10 protein-coding genes are annotated in these 14,330 nt (G+C 63.8%); 8 read left to right on the top strand and 2 right to left on the bottom strand.

Annotation, left to right across the window (positions count from 1 at the left end; genetic code table 11):
* Nucleotides 1-9 precede the first annotated feature (9 nt).
* Nucleotides 10-1,227, bottom strand: coding sequence for a glycosyltransferase (locus CAL22_RS20670; RefSeq protein WP_094816452.1), 1,218 nt, complete (start codon nt 1,225-1,227; stop codon nt 10-12).
* Complete coding sequence (locus CAL22_RS20675) at nt 1,217-2,275, bottom strand: glycosyltransferase (RefSeq protein WP_094816454.1); 1,059 nt, start codon at nt 2,273-2,275, stop codon at nt 1,217-1,219. Before CAL22_RS20675 ends, CAL22_RS20670 begins: the two co-directional genes overlap by 11 nt.
* A 111-nt stretch (nt 2,276-2,386) precedes the next feature.
* Between CAL22_RS20675 and asnB the strand changes: the two genes are divergently transcribed.
* The 8 genes from asnB (at nt 2,387) to CAL22_RS20715 (ending at nt 14,305) form a co-directional block, all read left to right on the top strand.
* Complete coding sequence (asnB, locus tag CAL22_RS20680) at nt 2,387-4,234, top strand: asparagine synthase (glutamine-hydrolyzing) (protein WP_094816456.1); 1,848 nt, start codon at nt 2,387-2,389, stop codon at nt 4,232-4,234.
* A gap of 41 nt (nt 4,235-4,275) precedes the next feature.
* Nucleotides 4,276-5,799, top strand: a complete 1,524-nt coding sequence (locus CAL22_RS20685; protein WP_143277010.1) for a glycosyltransferase — start codon at nt 4,276-4,278, stop codon at nt 5,797-5,799.
* A 451-nt stretch (nt 5,800-6,250) separates the two neighbouring features.
* Nucleotides 6,251-7,036 (top strand): ABC transporter permease, encoded by a 786-nt coding sequence (locus CAL22_RS20690; RefSeq protein ID WP_094816460.1) that lies wholly within the window; start codon nt 6,251-6,253, stop codon nt 7,034-7,036.
* A complete protein-coding gene (locus CAL22_RS20695) occupies nt 7,029-8,816 on the top strand; it encodes an ABC transporter ATP-binding protein (RefSeq protein ID WP_094816462.1) in 1,788 nt (595 codons plus the stop codon). The genes CAL22_RS20690 and CAL22_RS20695 overlap by 8 nt, the downstream gene beginning before the upstream one ends.
* Nucleotides 8,813-10,285: a class I SAM-dependent methyltransferase gene (locus CAL22_RS20700; protein ID WP_094816464.1), complete on the top strand. Its 1,473-nt coding sequence runs from the start codon at nt 8,813-8,815 to the stop codon at nt 10,283-10,285. The genes CAL22_RS20695 and CAL22_RS20700 overlap by 4 nt, the downstream gene beginning before the upstream one ends.
* A gap of 91 nt (nt 10,286-10,376) precedes the next feature.
* The gene (locus CAL22_RS20705) at nt 10,377-11,384 is read left to right on the top strand and encodes a glycosyltransferase (RefSeq protein WP_094816466.1); all 1,008 of its coding nucleotides are present in this window, start codon (nt 10,377-10,379) and stop codon (nt 11,382-11,384) included.
* A gap of 37 nt (nt 11,385-11,421) precedes the next feature.
* Nucleotides 11,422-12,846, top strand: a complete 1,425-nt coding sequence (locus CAL22_RS20710; RefSeq protein WP_167383701.1) for a glycosyltransferase family 4 protein — start codon at nt 11,422-11,424, stop codon at nt 12,844-12,846.
* 334 nt (nt 12,847-13,180) lie between these two features.
* Nucleotides 13,181-14,305 carry a DegT/DnrJ/EryC1/StrS family aminotransferase gene (locus CAL22_RS20715; protein WP_094816470.1) on the top strand — a complete coding sequence of 375 codons (1,125 nt, stop codon included), beginning with the start codon at nt 13,181-13,183 and terminating at the stop codon, nt 14,303-14,305.
* Nucleotides 14,306-14,330 lie beyond the last annotated feature (25 nt).

Here is a 14,330-nt window from a genome sequence, read left to right on the forward strand (position 1 = left end):
GCGGCAGACTCACACGCGGCCCAGCAACTCCGCCAGCTTGAGGTGGTTGACGCAGGTATTGAAATAGGTGCGTTGCGTGGTCCGGGCCGCGGCACGCATGGCCTGATAACGCGCCGTGTCCTGCAACAGGTTGGCCAGTTGCTGAGCGGCCGCCTCCACATCGACATCCACCGGTAAAGTCAGCCCGCCGCCGTGCTGGATCATGTCCGGTACGCCGCCGACCGCCGTGGCCACCACCGGAATGCCAAAGGCCATCGCCTCCATGATCGATACCGGTTGCCCCTCGGAGCGGCTCAGGTTGATGAACAGGCTGACCGCTTCGGTGGCATAGCAATGCCGCACGACATCATTGGGCACTTCGCCCGGCAGATGAATATGCAGATTGTCCGGCACGGCGGCATCCAGTCCGTGCGCCAGCTCAGCCTGCGACACACCGAAGTGGGTCCATGTGACGCGGCGATCGGGCAAGTGCCGCGCCAGCGCCGCGGCCAAGGCCCCGATCAGCGGCACGCGCTTGTTGGCGGTCGCATAAGAACAGGACACCAGCGAAATCGCCGGCGTGACCGGATCGGGATTGCTGCGATCAGAACCCTCCACCCCCAGCGGCGAGATGGCCATCCGGGCGCGGTAGCCGGGGTGGCGCTGGTCCAGATAGCCACACGCTTCGGGCGAGAGCAACACGACGCGATCCAGCAAGGGCAGGGTCTGAGCGCGATAGGGTATGTAGCCGTTGTTGTTGTTGCGCTCTTCATAAAGATCGTAGCCGTGCGCCCGCGTCACCCGGCGCACATGGCTCAATGGCAACAACCCCACCCCCGTGGCCTCGCCCTTGAACCAGTAGGTGTAGAGCACATCGTAGGCCGCCAGGGTGGCGCGCAATCGCATGACGGCCGCCATGCGCACGCTTTCCCGCAGAAAATGCCACACATGCGACCAGCCGCCCTGCCGCAGGCTGCGCCGGCCTTCGCGCCAAAAGGCGCGGCAGCCCAGCAGCAGGAGCAGATTGATGATCTCCTGGCCTGGCCGGTGCAGGCGCGCCAGACCTTGATCTATCCTGACCCCTGTCGGCAACGCCGGATCGACGCGGCCCGTCGGGCGCACCGGGAACAGGGTCACCTCATGCCCATAGGCCAGCAATGCCTTGAGTTCGGGCAGGATGAAAGAGCGCTCGCGCGCGCCCGCATCCGGGTAGCCGTTGGTGATCAGCGCGATTTTTCTAGCCGGCATGCTGCAGGACCCGCTCAAAAAAAGCCAAGCGCTGCGTTTCCTTGCTGGCGTAGCTCAGGCGCCGCTCGATGTCCTGCCTATCGGGCAGGCGTCCGCGCCAGGCCTGCACGAACGTACGCATCGCGCCCACTCCCTCTTCCACATTGTTCGGCGCATTGCCGATATTGAGCCAATAATCGGCGCCCTGCAGGTCGGCATCCGCATAGCCGGCCATCACGGGAATGCCATGCGCCAGGTATTCGCGGGTCTTCAAGGGCGCGGCCTGCTGCATGCCCTTGCGGTGCAGCGCCAGCGTCCCGATCGCGACATCCGTCTGCGCATAGCGTTGCGCCAGATCCGCGCCATACAGCCCGCCATGAAACTGCAGATTCTCCGTACCCGGGCCATGCAGGCCGGGCACGACGACATGAAAATCACACTCCGGCATGAGGCCGGCCAGACGCTGCACTTTATCCACACCGTGCCAGGGCTGGCCTGGCGAACCCACCAACAGCAGTTGCGCGCGCGTGTTGTGCGGCGGACGGCGCGCCTGCGCGCGCGAAAAATCAAAGCCGTTGCTGATGACCGCGCGCAGGGCGCGGCCAGGGGGCACGTCGTCGGCCAGCTCCTGGGTGACCGCCACCAACCCTGCCGCGGCGGCGGGAAACCAGTGGCGCGATAGCCGTTCGAGCAAAGACTTCGCGGGCGCCGCGCCACGGTACTCGTTGCGCGCGATGGAGTTGTATTCGATCACCATGGGCGCGACGTTGATGGCCGACACCGCGCCGGGCCACCACAGCATCTGGCGCAGATAGATGATGTCAGGCTGCCAGTTGCGCAGCGCGCGCCGAATGGACGCAAACGACAGCGCCGCAGCCAGAATCGGCGGGCGCAGGGATGTGGTCAGCAGAAACGCGGTATCCGGCGTGCGGGGGAGGGTCGGACGGGCCAGAATGAAGTGCCGGACCTCATGCCCCCGACCGCGCCAATCGGCTGCCTGGGCCGAAATTTTTTTCGCTACACCGGAATGTCCGCCGGGGACTTCAAACGTCAGGTAAGCGATTTTCATCTTGACCGTAAGGGACGTCGTCTATCGGCGGCATGATACCATTTCGAGCTACCCCGGGGCGTTTGCCTTCATCGCCTGCAACTGCATAAAAACAGGTCTTCCTGAACCGAAATGTGTGGAATTCTTGGCGGCTGGTGGCTGGATCGCTCGACCCCTCGCGACGTGTCGCTGGCCGGCGGGCTGGCCTGTCTGAAGCATCGCGGCCCGGACGACCAAGGCCACATCGCATGCCCGGTTCACCGCGGCCACCTCAGCCTGGGGCATACGCGGCTATCCATCATCGATCTGAGCCACGCCGGACATCAACCGATGGTGCGCGGCCCGCTCACCCTCGTCTACAACGGCGAAATCTACAACTACCGTGAGTTGCGCCAGACCCTGCGCGCGCAGGGGCACGCCTTCGATAGCGATTCCGACACCGAAGTCCTGCTGGCTGCCTGGCAACAATGGGGCCCGGCCGCGTTACGCCGCCTGACCGGCATGTTTGCCTTTGCGGTGTACGACGCGCGGGATGGCAGCCTCACTCTCGCGCGCGATGCCTTCGGCATCAAGCCGCTTTACTACAGCGCGGACGATCAACGTCTGGTCTTCGGCTCGGAACTGACCGCCGTGCGCGCACTGGATCCCTCGCTCAAGCGCCTGGATCACGACCGCGCCATCGACTATCTCGTGCGCGGCCGCTACGACAACGGCGCGGGCAGCTTCATCCACGATCTGCGCCAACTCGAACCCGCCCACCTGCTGCGCTACGAACCCGGTGCGCCAGCCATCGCGCAACGGTGGTGGCAGGCGCCGGTGGCCGAACGCTATACCGGCAGCTTCGAGAACGCCGCCGCCGAATTCCGTGACCGGTTTCTGGACAGTGTGCGCCTGCATCTGCGCAGCGACGTGCCGATCGGCGCGGCGCTGTCCGGCGGGCTGGATTCCTCGGCCATCGTCTGCGCGATGCGGCATGTGGAACCGGCCCTGCCCATCCATACGTTCAGCTACATCGCCGAGGGCGCCCAGTCCGAAGAGCGGTGGGTGGATGTGGTCAACAGCCATTGCGGCGCCATCGCGCACAAGATCACCTTGTCGGCACCCGAGCTCGCGCGCGACCTCGACGCACTGATCCTCGCGCAGAACGAGCCCTTCGGCAGCACCAGTATTTACGCGCAGTACCGCATTTTCCAGCACGCACGGCAAAGCGGCATCGTCGTGGCGCTGGAGGGCCAGGGCGGCGACGAGCTGCTGGCCGGCTACGGCGGCTATCCCGTCGAACGGCTGGCCAGCCTGTTGGGCAGCGGACAGCCGCGGCGCGCGCTGCAGTACGCCCGGCGGCTCGGCAATCATGGCCAGCGCGGATTGCGGCTGCTGGCGCAGGCCTGCCTGCTGGCATTTGCGCCGGACCGCTATCACGCGCTCAAACAACGCAGCCACGCGCAGCTGGACTGGCTCAACCTCGCGGGCAGACCGCTTGCGCCCCAGCGCCGGCCTGCCGCCCCGCGCGGCCGTCAGGTCATGGGCGCGCTGGCCGGCGCACTGCAAGGCGATGGTCTGCCCGCGCTGCTGCGCCACGGCGACCGCAACGCCATGCACTTCAGCCTCGAAAGCCGCGTTCCCTTCCTGACCTGCGACCTGGCCGAGTTCCTGCTGGGGCTGCCCGAGGACTATCTCTTGTCTTCCCGCGCTGACACCAAACACTTGCTGCGCGCCGCCCTCAAGGGCATCGTGCCGCAGGCCGTGCTCGAGCGCAAAGATAAAATCGGCTTTGCCACGCCCGAACAAGCCTGGATGCGCGCGCTGGCACCGCAGTTGCGGCAGTGGCTGCAGGCCGGCCCCCAAGTGCCCTTCATCCGGCGCGAAAAGATGCTCGCGCACTTTGACGCCATGATGGAGGGTCGAAGCGCTTTTTCCTGGCAAGCCTGGCGATGGGTGAATTTCTCTCGCTGGATGACCCTCAACGCCGTGGATGCCTGACACCGCTGGCCCACGCGTCCGAACCCAAACAAGGTAGCAGCATGCCCCCAACCCAGCCCGGCAGCGACGGCGGCCCGGTCTCTGTCGTGCCGCAGGCCAGTGTGACGCCCCCGCTTCAGGCCTTGCTGTTGTGCGCGCATCCGCCGGCGGCCGACCCGCGGGTGTTCTGGGTGGCCGAAGGCGCGGCGGCGGACCTCCTCGTACACATCCTCGGTGTCGGCCCGGCCGACTCCCCGCCCGTGCCTGCCCACACGCGGCGCGGGGGCCTGACGCTGACCTTGCCCAGGCAGGACAGCGAGACCTGGCGCGAACGCACGCAGCCCGGCGCGGCGCGCGAGGCGCTGGAAAGACTGCGCGGGCTGGCACGCATGTCTGCCGCCGAACTCGAAGCGCTCACGGGCAAGACCGTCAGCCCGGCCAGAGTGCCTGTCTTCAATTGGCAATGCCGCCATCTGCTCTCCTCGGCGGAAACCCTGCTGTCCGGCGCCCTCCATGCCCGCGGCCACCAGGTGCTGATTGCCGCCGATTTCGATGCGCTCATTGCCGCCCTGGCGCTCAAGCGCCTGAGCGATGGCGCGGTCAAAGTGCTTTACGACGCGCACGAGTTCTGGCCGACCTCCCTGGGCCCGGACACCAGCGACTGGGAACTGGATATCTGGTTTTCCTTCGAGCGCGCCCTGCTTGCCGAAGTCGACGCGGCGATCTCCGTCTCGCCGCCGCTGGCCGACCACATGACGGCCTTCTATGGCTACCGCTTCGATGCCGTCCCCAATTGCGAGCCTCTGGCCAGCGGCCGATTCGAGCCCCGCCCCCGCGCCGCGGCCGGCCAGGACTGCATTTTTCTTTTCCAGGGCAACTTCATGCCCGGACGCGGCATGGAATTACTTCTCGACGCCTGGCCCCACACCCCGGCCAATGCCATCCTGGAGCTGCGCGGGCCAGACCGGCCATATAAGAGCAGCCTCATGGAGCGAGCCCGGGCCAGCGGAATGCTGGGCAAACGGGTGTTCTTCCCCGAGGCGGTGGCCGAAAGCGAGCTGGTGGCCGCGGCCAGCGCGGCCGATGTGGGGCTGGTCCCCTACGAGCCCACGACACTCAACAGTCGCTACTGCAGCCCGAACAAGGTGTCGCAATACATGGCGGCCGGCTTGCCGGTACTGTCCAACCGCCTGGATTTCGTCAGCGCCATTCTGCATGCCGCGCAGGGCGGGCTGAGCGTCGACTTCAGCGACCCCGCGGCATTGATCGCCGCCGTCTCGGCCTATGCCGGCAATCCGCAGGGGCGCCGCGCCACCGGTCAGCATGGCCGGGCCTATTTCGAGGCGACATTCCACTGGGAAAAACAAAGCGAGCCGTTTTACACCGCATTGCGCGGCCTGCCGGCGGGCCCGGCCGCCCCGGAGCGGTTCGATTTTCACTTGACCGATTCGGCCGGGCAAAATAAAACAATGAAACAATATTTGCTGCGTTCTGCAACAAATATATGGCACCACCTGCCGCCGGGGCTGAAAAACCGTTTCCGCCCCTTGGCCTCGCGGCTGCTAAACAGAATACGTTTTCGCTGAACGCCGCCGGCCCGGAGTGGCTGCAAAAATACGAAAGAATATTACCAACGAGAATGCGTATTTACTGCAATTGAGAGCACCGGCGGCGGGCGGGTGAGGCGTCCGACGGTCGAGTATGATTATGCCCAGTCCCGGGGGATTGCCCGGCCACTTGAAACTGATCCCCCCTTGATGACCGAGAATCATTTACCGCTGTCGATTGCCGCGTCGTTTCCGTCGCGGATGACCATCACCGCCGGCGCTCCCGATTCCGCCCTCATCGGCTCTCTCTCGCTTAACCAGCATCAACTCAGGCAAACTGCCATTCCTGAGTCCTGTCCTAATAGTCCCAGCACCATCCTTACTGGTCGCCTGAGATCCCGCTGGTTCCGTCCACCTCCCTTCCGCTTGTAAAAAAAACGCGCTGCGGATTTGCGTTGGCATTCTTTTCGGATTGTCAGGAATATTAAGTATGTTTGATAGATCTCGGCTTTTGTGGAAACACCGCCACCTGCTGTGGGCGACCACCCTGACTGACGTGCGCATACGCTCCTCCGGGACCATTCTGGGCATCGTATGGACCCTGCTCTACCCCCTGATGTTTCTGGGCCTGTACGCCGTCGTCTACACCATGATCTTCAAGATCCGGCTCGGCGGCTTCTCGACCTTCGAGTATGTGCTGCTGATATTCAGCGGGCTGATCCCTTTCCTGGGCTTTTCGGAATCCCTGGGCAGCGGCGTCAGTTGCGTGCTGGGCAACAAAGGTCTGGTCAAGAACACCCTGTTTCCGATCGAACTGATCCCCGTGAAAACGGTCCTGGCAAGCTCGGTCACCATGCTGGTGGGCCTGAGCCTGCTGCTGATCGTGCTCTGGGCCAACGGCATCGTTCACCCGACCCAGCTGTTGCTGCCCATCATCATCCTGCTGCAGCTCATCTTCACCGTGGGGCTGATCTGGCTGCTATCGGCCATCAACGTGTTCGTGCCGGACATCGCGCAGACCGTGTCCATCATGACGCTCTTTCTCATGCTGGTCTCGCCCATCGCGTACACGCACTCCATGATTCCGGCGGCGGTGCTGCCCTTCATGTATCTCAATCCGCTGTACTACCTGATCATGCTGTACCGCGACGCGGTGTTCCTGGGTGACTTTCCGCTTTCCATGCTGTTGACCTTCACGCTGATCGCTTGCGGATTCTTCACGCTGGGTGGTTATGTCTTTTCACGCCTGAAGCCGCTGTTTGCCGACTATGTCTAAGCCGATCATCGAGATCTCGGATCTCTCGAAAATGTTCCGCATGTTCCGGTCGCCCCGCTACCGGATGATGGAGACGCTCGGCCTGCCGGTACCGTCGAGCAGCTATGAAGAATTCTGGGCGCTGCGCGACATCAATTTCAACGTCATGCCCGGCGAACGCATCGGGCTGATCGGCCGCAATGGCGCGGGCAAGAGCACGCTGCTGAAGATCGTCGCCGGCCTGCTGCGGCCGACCTCGGGCCAGGCACGGGTCAATGGCGAAGTCCAGGCTCTCATGGAACTGGGCACCGGCTTTCACCCCGAATTCACCGGACGCGCCAACGCGGTGTCGGCCCTGGCCTATCAAGGGGTGACCGGGCGGCGCGCCCAGCAGTTGCTCGAAAGCATCATCGAATTCTCCGAGCTCGATGAGTTCATGGACAAGCCGGTCAAGACCTACTCGGCCGGCATGTATTCCCGCCTGGCCTTCGCCGTGGCCACCGCGGTGCGCCCGCAGATCCTCATCATCGATGAAATTCTTGGCGCCGGGGATGCCTATTTCGCCGCCAAGTCGGCCGCGCGCATGCACGAGCTGACCTCGCAGGGCACAACCGTGCTGTTCGTGTCGCACGACATGGCCTCGGTGCAGATGATCTGCGACCGCTGCATCTGGATCGAACGCGGCCGCATGATCATGGACAGCGATCCCAACGATGTCAGCAAGCGTTATGCGCTGTCGATCCGCAAGCAGGAAGAACTGCGTCTGCGCGCCATCAATCTGAAGTTGCAGCGCGGCCACGTCAGCGAACTGCTCACCTCGACGGACCTGGACAAGACACTGGTGCTGCGTCTGGTGACCGCCGAGCATTGCGCGCCGCAAACGCCAGTGCCGGTCTACCAGGTGGACCTGCTGCACCACGACGAAGTGCTGGAATCGCTCATCGTCGGCGACGCGCGCGACGACGACCGCAGCGAACGCCTGCATCTGCTGACCGCCAAAGGCTTCATGGAATGGGGCCCGCCCGCCAAGACCCGAGCCGGCAAGCCCTATCGCCTGGTGGGCCGCTTCAAGGGTTCATACAACCATGCGCCCATCAGCTTGCGGCTGCCGCAGGGGATGGGCGACGACACGGGCTTCAAGGTCCGCATCACGCACGGCCCCGTCTCGCCGACTGAACCGCTGATCCTGCAGCTTTTCGACGGCGTGGATTACGTCACGCTGGGTACGCTGGACGCCACCGGGCAGGACAGCGCCGAAAGCGTCATCGCCATGCGCGCGGCCGCCACCGAAGAGGCCGAGCCCCCCAAGGAAGAGCCGGTCGAGCGCGATGAATTCACCTACGGCACGGGCGATGCGTGGATCACCGATGTCGACTTCCTCGACGCCGACGGCAACTCGCACCGACTGTTTCATTTTTCCGAGCCGATGTATGTGAAGATCGGCTGGCAGACCAAGAAGCCGATTGCCCGGCTGTCATTCGTGGTCTGCATCTACGGCCTGGACGGCCGCTGCGTGTCCCAGGTTGTCTCGCCTTTTGTCTCGACGGATATCGAGGGGCAGCAAGGCGTGATCACAGCGGCTTTCGAGCCATTGCGCGTGGGCAAAGGCGATTACCTCGTCTCCATCGGCATTTTCGACGGCCTCACGACGCACAGCCAGGAAGAAGCCACGGCGTACGAAGTCCAGGATCGCAAGTACCGGCTGCGGGTGACGCCGCCGCCGCAAGCCCTTCTCGAACGAGGTCTCGTCGTCGACGACGCCCGCTGGACCGTTACGCCACGCACAGGAGGTCAGGGATGAATTCCAATTACTACGAGCAGGCCACGCTTTGGGACAGCGCGCCCAGCGCGGCGCAGGTCGACGTGGCGCAAGCCCTGAAATCCCTGATCCCGGCCGATGTCCGCACGGTGCTCGATGCCGGCTGCGGCAGCGGCATCGTGACCAACACCCTGGTGGATCAATGGGAGGTCACTGGCTGCGACATCAGCCAAACGGCCCTGGCTCAGGTCAATGCGCCGACCATTCTGGCCGACCTGACCGAGCTGCCGTTTGCCGATCAGCAGTTCGACCTGGTGCTGTCGAGCGACGTGATCGAGCACATCCCTGACGAGGTCTACCGCGCAGCGATCAAGGAAATCGCGCGGGTGGCCGGCAAGTACATTCTGATCGCCGTGCCCTACCGGGAAATACTGGAAGCCTCCCTGGTGCAGTGCCCTGCCTGCCGGCACCGCTTTCACGCCCACTACCATCAGCGCTCCTACCGGGCCGCGGATTTCGAGCAGCTGTTTCCGGCGGACTTCGAAGTCGTCTCCACCAGCCTGGCAGGCGAGCGCTGGCCCTTCAGCAATCCCGGCCTGTCGCAAGCGGCGCTGATGCTGGCCGACACGGACTATGAATTCCCCTCGGCGGTCTGCCCGGCCTGCGGCACCCAACGCGGCCCGTCCGAGCGCTCGCCACAAGCCAGCATGCTCGAGCGGCAGCTCTGCGCCTTGCAGTATCTGCGCATCGAGAACGGACTGGAAGCGCCGCCCCTGCCTTCGGAACTGCTGGTGCTGCTCAAACGCAGCGGCACGCATGACGCCAAACCGGTGGCCGAACCGGCGTTCGCGGGCGACATCGCGCTGCCCGCCACGCTCGCCTTGGATCAATGTCCGCGCTTCGATCATCTGCTGAACTATCCGCTGCGGCCCTACCTCGTCGCCGATGGGGAGTTCGACGTTCTGTTATTGCCGGCCCTGCCCCACCGCATCAGCAGCGATGCCACTGCGCAACAGCCGGCGCCCGCGCTGGCGCTCTATGACGCGGTGCGCGAGGAATATATCGAACTGCAGGCCGAAGCTGACGATAACGGTGCATGGACCTGGCTCATGCCCGCCGCCTGCCCCAGTATCGTGGCCTACCGCCTGCGTGTTCCCCGCGCGGCCGGCCTGCAGCGCCTGACTCTGGAGCCGGCTCAGCCGCTCGACCACGCCGCCTGCTTTGCGCGCGCCTTCGACTACAGCACCGCCGCGCGCGAGAACCACGCCAGATTGCTGGAGCAACAGCAGGAGAACGCCCGCCGGCTCGCCGAGCTCAACGACCTGGCCAACGCGATCGAGGCCCGCCGCAACGAGCTGGAACTGCTGCATGCCGACCTGCAAACCCGGCATGGCGATCTGGAAACCCGGCACGGCGAACTGGAGATCAGGCACACGGATCTGGAGACGCGCCGCAGCGAGCTCGAAGCCACCCTCAGCAAACGCGGCTTTCTGCGCAAACTCTTTTCCTGAACTGCGGACGCCTTTTACTCGACCGACCCTTTTTCCACATGGACGCGAACGCCACCTCCTCGAACCCCGCTAAGTCTTGGCGGCGTTGGGCATGAAGATCTTCCACGGGCCCAACAACGTCGCCGGTGCGGCGGGTGTGCTCGCCAAGGCGCAGCGCGAGCTGGGCTTTGACGCCGAAGCCGTCTGCTATGGCACGGGAACCTATGGATACAAGGCCGACCGTTACCTCAAGCACTCCTTCCGGGACCGGTTGGCAACCGCGTTCAAGGAAGGGCTGACGCACGACGTTTTTCATTTTTATTTTGGCCAATCGCTCACCGGCGACAAGCTGTTCGACGTCCCCTGGCTGCGCCGGCTGAACAAGAAAATCTTTTTCTACTTCTGCGGCTGCGACCTGCGCGATGCGAAGTCCACCATACGCAATTACCAGTTCAGCGCCTGTAAGGTCTGTTGGCCTGCCGCCTGCAGCGCCAATCGCGATCTCGCGCTGGCCACGGCGCAAGACTCGGACGGCGTTTTCGTCAGCACGCCCGACCTGCTCGAATTCGTCGACCGCGCGGTCTGGTTGCCGCAACCACTGGATATGGAGCGTTTCGACACCTTGCGCCAATCATTGGCCCAATGCCCGATTCCCGATCTGCAAGGCAGAAAGCTGCGCGTCGTCCACGGGCCGTCCAGCCGCATACTGAAAGGTACCCGCTACCTCGAAGAGGCGATCGCGCAGTTGCAGGCCAAAGGCCGCAACATCGAATTGGTATTGGTCGAGAACATGAGCCATGCCGACGCCATGCAGTTATGTCTGAATGCCGACATCGTGGTGGACCAATTACTTATCGGGGCGTATGGGCAGTTCTCGGTGGAAATGATGGCCTTGGGCAAACCCGTCATCTGTTATATCCGCGACGATCTGCGGCCGCACTACCCTGCGGATCTTCCCATCGTCTCGGCCACGCCCGAGAACATCGGGCAAGTCGTGGATGACTTGAGCGCGGCGCCGCAATCCTGGGCGGACATCGGCGCCGCGGGCATGGCTTATGTGCGCAACTATCACGACGCGCAGGCTGTCGCCCGAATCGCTCTGCGTCAATACGGTATTTAAGCAACGCTTTTTTCAGAACCATAAGATGCGAATACTAATGATGACCGATGATGTGCAGATTGATCGCCGCATCATCCAGGAGGCAAAATCCCTCATTGCGCGCAACAACGAGGTCATCCTCTTGTCGGCTCCGGGCGCCGGGCTGCTCTCACATGAGATCATCGAAGGCGTGAAGGTGGAGCGCGTGTCCGTCGCCGCGCAGACCAGCCGGGCCGAGCGCCTGCTGTTGGCCGCCCACGGCCGCTTCATCCGCCTGGTCAATGCCGGTTCAAGCCGGGGCCAGCGCTACGGCGCTTTGCTGGCCAGCTTGCCTTTCCGCGTGCTGGTCAAGGTCAGAAGGCGTGCGCTGCAGATCCTGCGCCGCCGGCGCGCCGTGTCCGAATCCGCCCGGCTGCTGAACCTCATCAACCGCCTGCACAGCGTGGCCGCCACCGTGATCTGGCGCTTTTTCTGGTTGCTGGCCGTCATATCCAACCGGCTGCTGGCATTCTCGCTGCGCGTGGTGCGGCGCCTGCACGGCGGCACCAATCGCGATACGACATTGCTGGCGCGGGCGCGCTACCTGAAGCCGGATGTCATCCATGCGCACGATCTTCCCCAGCTTCAGGCCGGCGTCAATGCCGCACGCGCCTTGAAAGTGCCCCTCATCTATGACGCGCACGAGCTCTACCCGGAAATCTGCACGCTGACGCCCGAGCAGCAGAAAAGACTGGGCGCCAACGAGGCCAAACTGATCCCGCGCGCCGACGCCGTCATCACGGTCAACCCGCACCTGGCCCAGGAGTTCGCGCGCCGCTACAAGATCCCGGCGCCCGATGTCATTCTGAATGCCATCGATCCGTTCACCGATCTGCACGACCGGCCGCGCGATCTGTTCCGTGAAACCATGGGCATCCCGGCCGACAAGCAGATCCTGCTGTTCCAGGGCTGGATGTCGCCCGACCGCGGCCTGCAGGATCTGGTGCGGGCACTGGCCCAGGTCAGAAGCGACGTGCATCTCGTTTTCATGGGCTACGGCGACCTCGTCAAGGACCTGAGCGCCATCGCCGAGGAAATGGGTGTGCGCGATCGCGTGCACTTCAAGGACGCCGTCCCGCAGGCCGAGCTGCTGTATTGGACGGCCTCGGCCGACGCCGGCATTATTCCTTACCAGCCGGTGGATTTGAATCACTGGTTTTGCTCGCCCAATAAACTGTTTGAGTTTGTCCAATCGCGGCTACCCATTATCGCGAACGACCTGCCCTATTTACGCGACGTCATTACGACCGACCAGATAGGCCTGGTCGCCGACATGAAATCCCTCAGCGATCTGGCGGCGGCGATTAACACCATGTTCGATCCGGCACTGGGCGGCGCGCGGCGCTTCAAACCGGCGCTCGCGGCCGCACAATACAAATACTCCTGGCAGGCTCAGGAGGCCCAACTTTTTTCGATTTATGACCGTGTAATGGGCAATATTTAGCAAAAAGAAGCGGCGCGGTAAAAAACTTCCATATCGTGAAAATTCAAACTTTGGATCAACTATGATCAAAAAAATCCCGGGACACGAGAAACCCGGCGTTGCTCCAGCGGTTGAACTCCATTGCGAAGACAGGCGTGCATTGACCGCACGCGCTTGAATATGACACCAACACCGCTTGCCTTGCCCTCCGCCCTGCCGCCTTGTCTGCGCAGCGGGTGAGCCCGGCCTCGTTTCATGCTTACCGCCTTGCGGCCAGCCGGCAGCCTGAACAGGCCGTCCGGCGCGGACAAGGTATCTGTTCCCACTTATCTGCTTTCTTGTACGGAGTTCCCAAATGGCAGTCAGCTTCATAGACTTGCGTCGTTTTGAGCCTGGTTTTCAGGAGGCTTGGCAGCGCCAGGTCGCAGAAATGTCCGCCCGCGCCGAGTTCATCGGCGGCCCGAGCGTCAGCCGCCTCGAAGAGCGGCTGCGCGAGGCCACGGGGGTCAACGAAGTCGTGAGTTGCGCCAATGGCACGGATGCCCTGCAACTGGCCTTGCGCGCCGTCGGCGTGGGCGAAGGCGATGTCGTCCTGGTTCCGGACCTGACGTTCTGGGCCACCTATGAAGCCGTGGTCAACGTCAACGCCAGCCCTTACACGGTGGACTGCAACCGCGCCGACCAGAGCCTGGATGTCGATCTGGTGGCCGAACTGCTGCCCAAGATCAAGCCCAAGGCCGTGATTGCCGTGCACCTTTACGGCTGGGGCAGCGCCCGCCTGGATGAACTGCGCGCCCTGTGCCGCAACGCCGGCGTGGCGCTCATCGAAGATGCCGCCCAGGCCTACGGGGTGAACTTCCAGAACGAATCCATTTTCAAGGGCGCGCAGATCGCCACGACCTCGTTCTATCCTGCCAAGGTGCTCGGTGCGGCAGGCGATGGCGGCGCCGTGTTCTGCGCCGACAAAACCCTGGCCGAGACGGTGCGCCGCCTCTCCAACCATGGCCGTACCGCGCATTACGGCCATGGCGACGTGGGCTGGAACTCGCGTCTTGACGCCCTGCAAGCGGCGTTTCTCAACCTCAGCCTGGATCATATCGACGCACGGCTGGCATCGCGCCGCGCCGCCGCCGACGCCTACCGCCGCGCGCTGGGCGGCAAGTTCCCGGGCCTGAGCATCGTCGACGCGCCGGCCGGCTACGAAGAAAACGGCTACTGCAACGTTTGCTTCGTCGACGACCTGGACGTCAAAAAGCGCCTCGAAGCCGCCCTCAAGAGCGCCGGCATCGGTTTTGGCAATATCTATCCCTCGCCCCTGTCGCGCCAGCCTGGCGCAGCGCGCTACCTGAAGGGTCAGGCCAAGGGCGAGACCGCCGCCTGGCTGTGCGCGCACGTGCTGAATCTGCCTCTCTTTCCCTACATGAAGGATGAGGAGATCGCCGAGGTCGTCCAGACCGTCAGCCGCACGCTGCAAGGCTGAGCTGCACACCCGCCAACCACAGACA

Source organism: Bordetella genomosp. 12 (genome assembly GCF_002261355.1).
Classification (GTDB): domain Bacteria; phylum Pseudomonadota; class Gammaproteobacteria; order Burkholderiales; family Burkholderiaceae_B; genus Bordetella.

What these genes read in the sequence shown, in the direction of transcription:
- CAL22_RS20670 (WP_094816452.1), bottom strand. Translation starts at nt 1,227, where the DNA reads ATGCCGGCTAGAAAAATCGCGCTGATCACCAACGGCTACCCGGATGCG.
- CAL22_RS20675 (WP_094816454.1), bottom strand. Translation starts at nt 2,275, where the DNA reads ATGAAAATCGCTTACCTGACGTTTGAAGTCCCCGGCGGACATTCCGGT.
- asnB (WP_094816456.1), top strand. Translation starts at nt 2,387, where the DNA reads ATGTGTGGAATTCTTGGCGGCTGGTGGCTGGATCGCTCGACCCCTCGC.
- CAL22_RS20685 (WP_143277010.1), top strand. Translation starts at nt 4,276, where the DNA reads ATGCCCCCAACCCAGCCCGGCAGCGACGGCGGCCCGGTCTCTGTCGTG.
- CAL22_RS20690 (WP_094816460.1), top strand. Translation starts at nt 6,251, where the DNA reads ATGTTTGATAGATCTCGGCTTTTGTGGAAACACCGCCACCTGCTGTGG.
- CAL22_RS20695 (WP_094816462.1), top strand. Translation starts at nt 7,029, where the DNA reads ATGTCTAAGCCGATCATCGAGATCTCGGATCTCTCGAAAATGTTCCGC.
- CAL22_RS20700 (WP_094816464.1), top strand. Translation starts at nt 8,813, where the DNA reads ATGAATTCCAATTACTACGAGCAGGCCACGCTTTGGGACAGCGCGCCC.
- CAL22_RS20705 (WP_094816466.1), top strand. Translation starts at nt 10,377, where the DNA reads ATGAAGATCTTCCACGGGCCCAACAACGTCGCCGGTGCGGCGGGTGTG.
- CAL22_RS20710 (WP_167383701.1), top strand. Translation starts at nt 11,422, where the DNA reads ATGATGACCGATGATGTGCAGATTGATCGCCGCATCATCCAGGAGGCA.
- CAL22_RS20715 (WP_094816470.1), top strand. Translation starts at nt 13,181, where the DNA reads ATGGCAGTCAGCTTCATAGACTTGCGTCGTTTTGAGCCTGGTTTTCAG.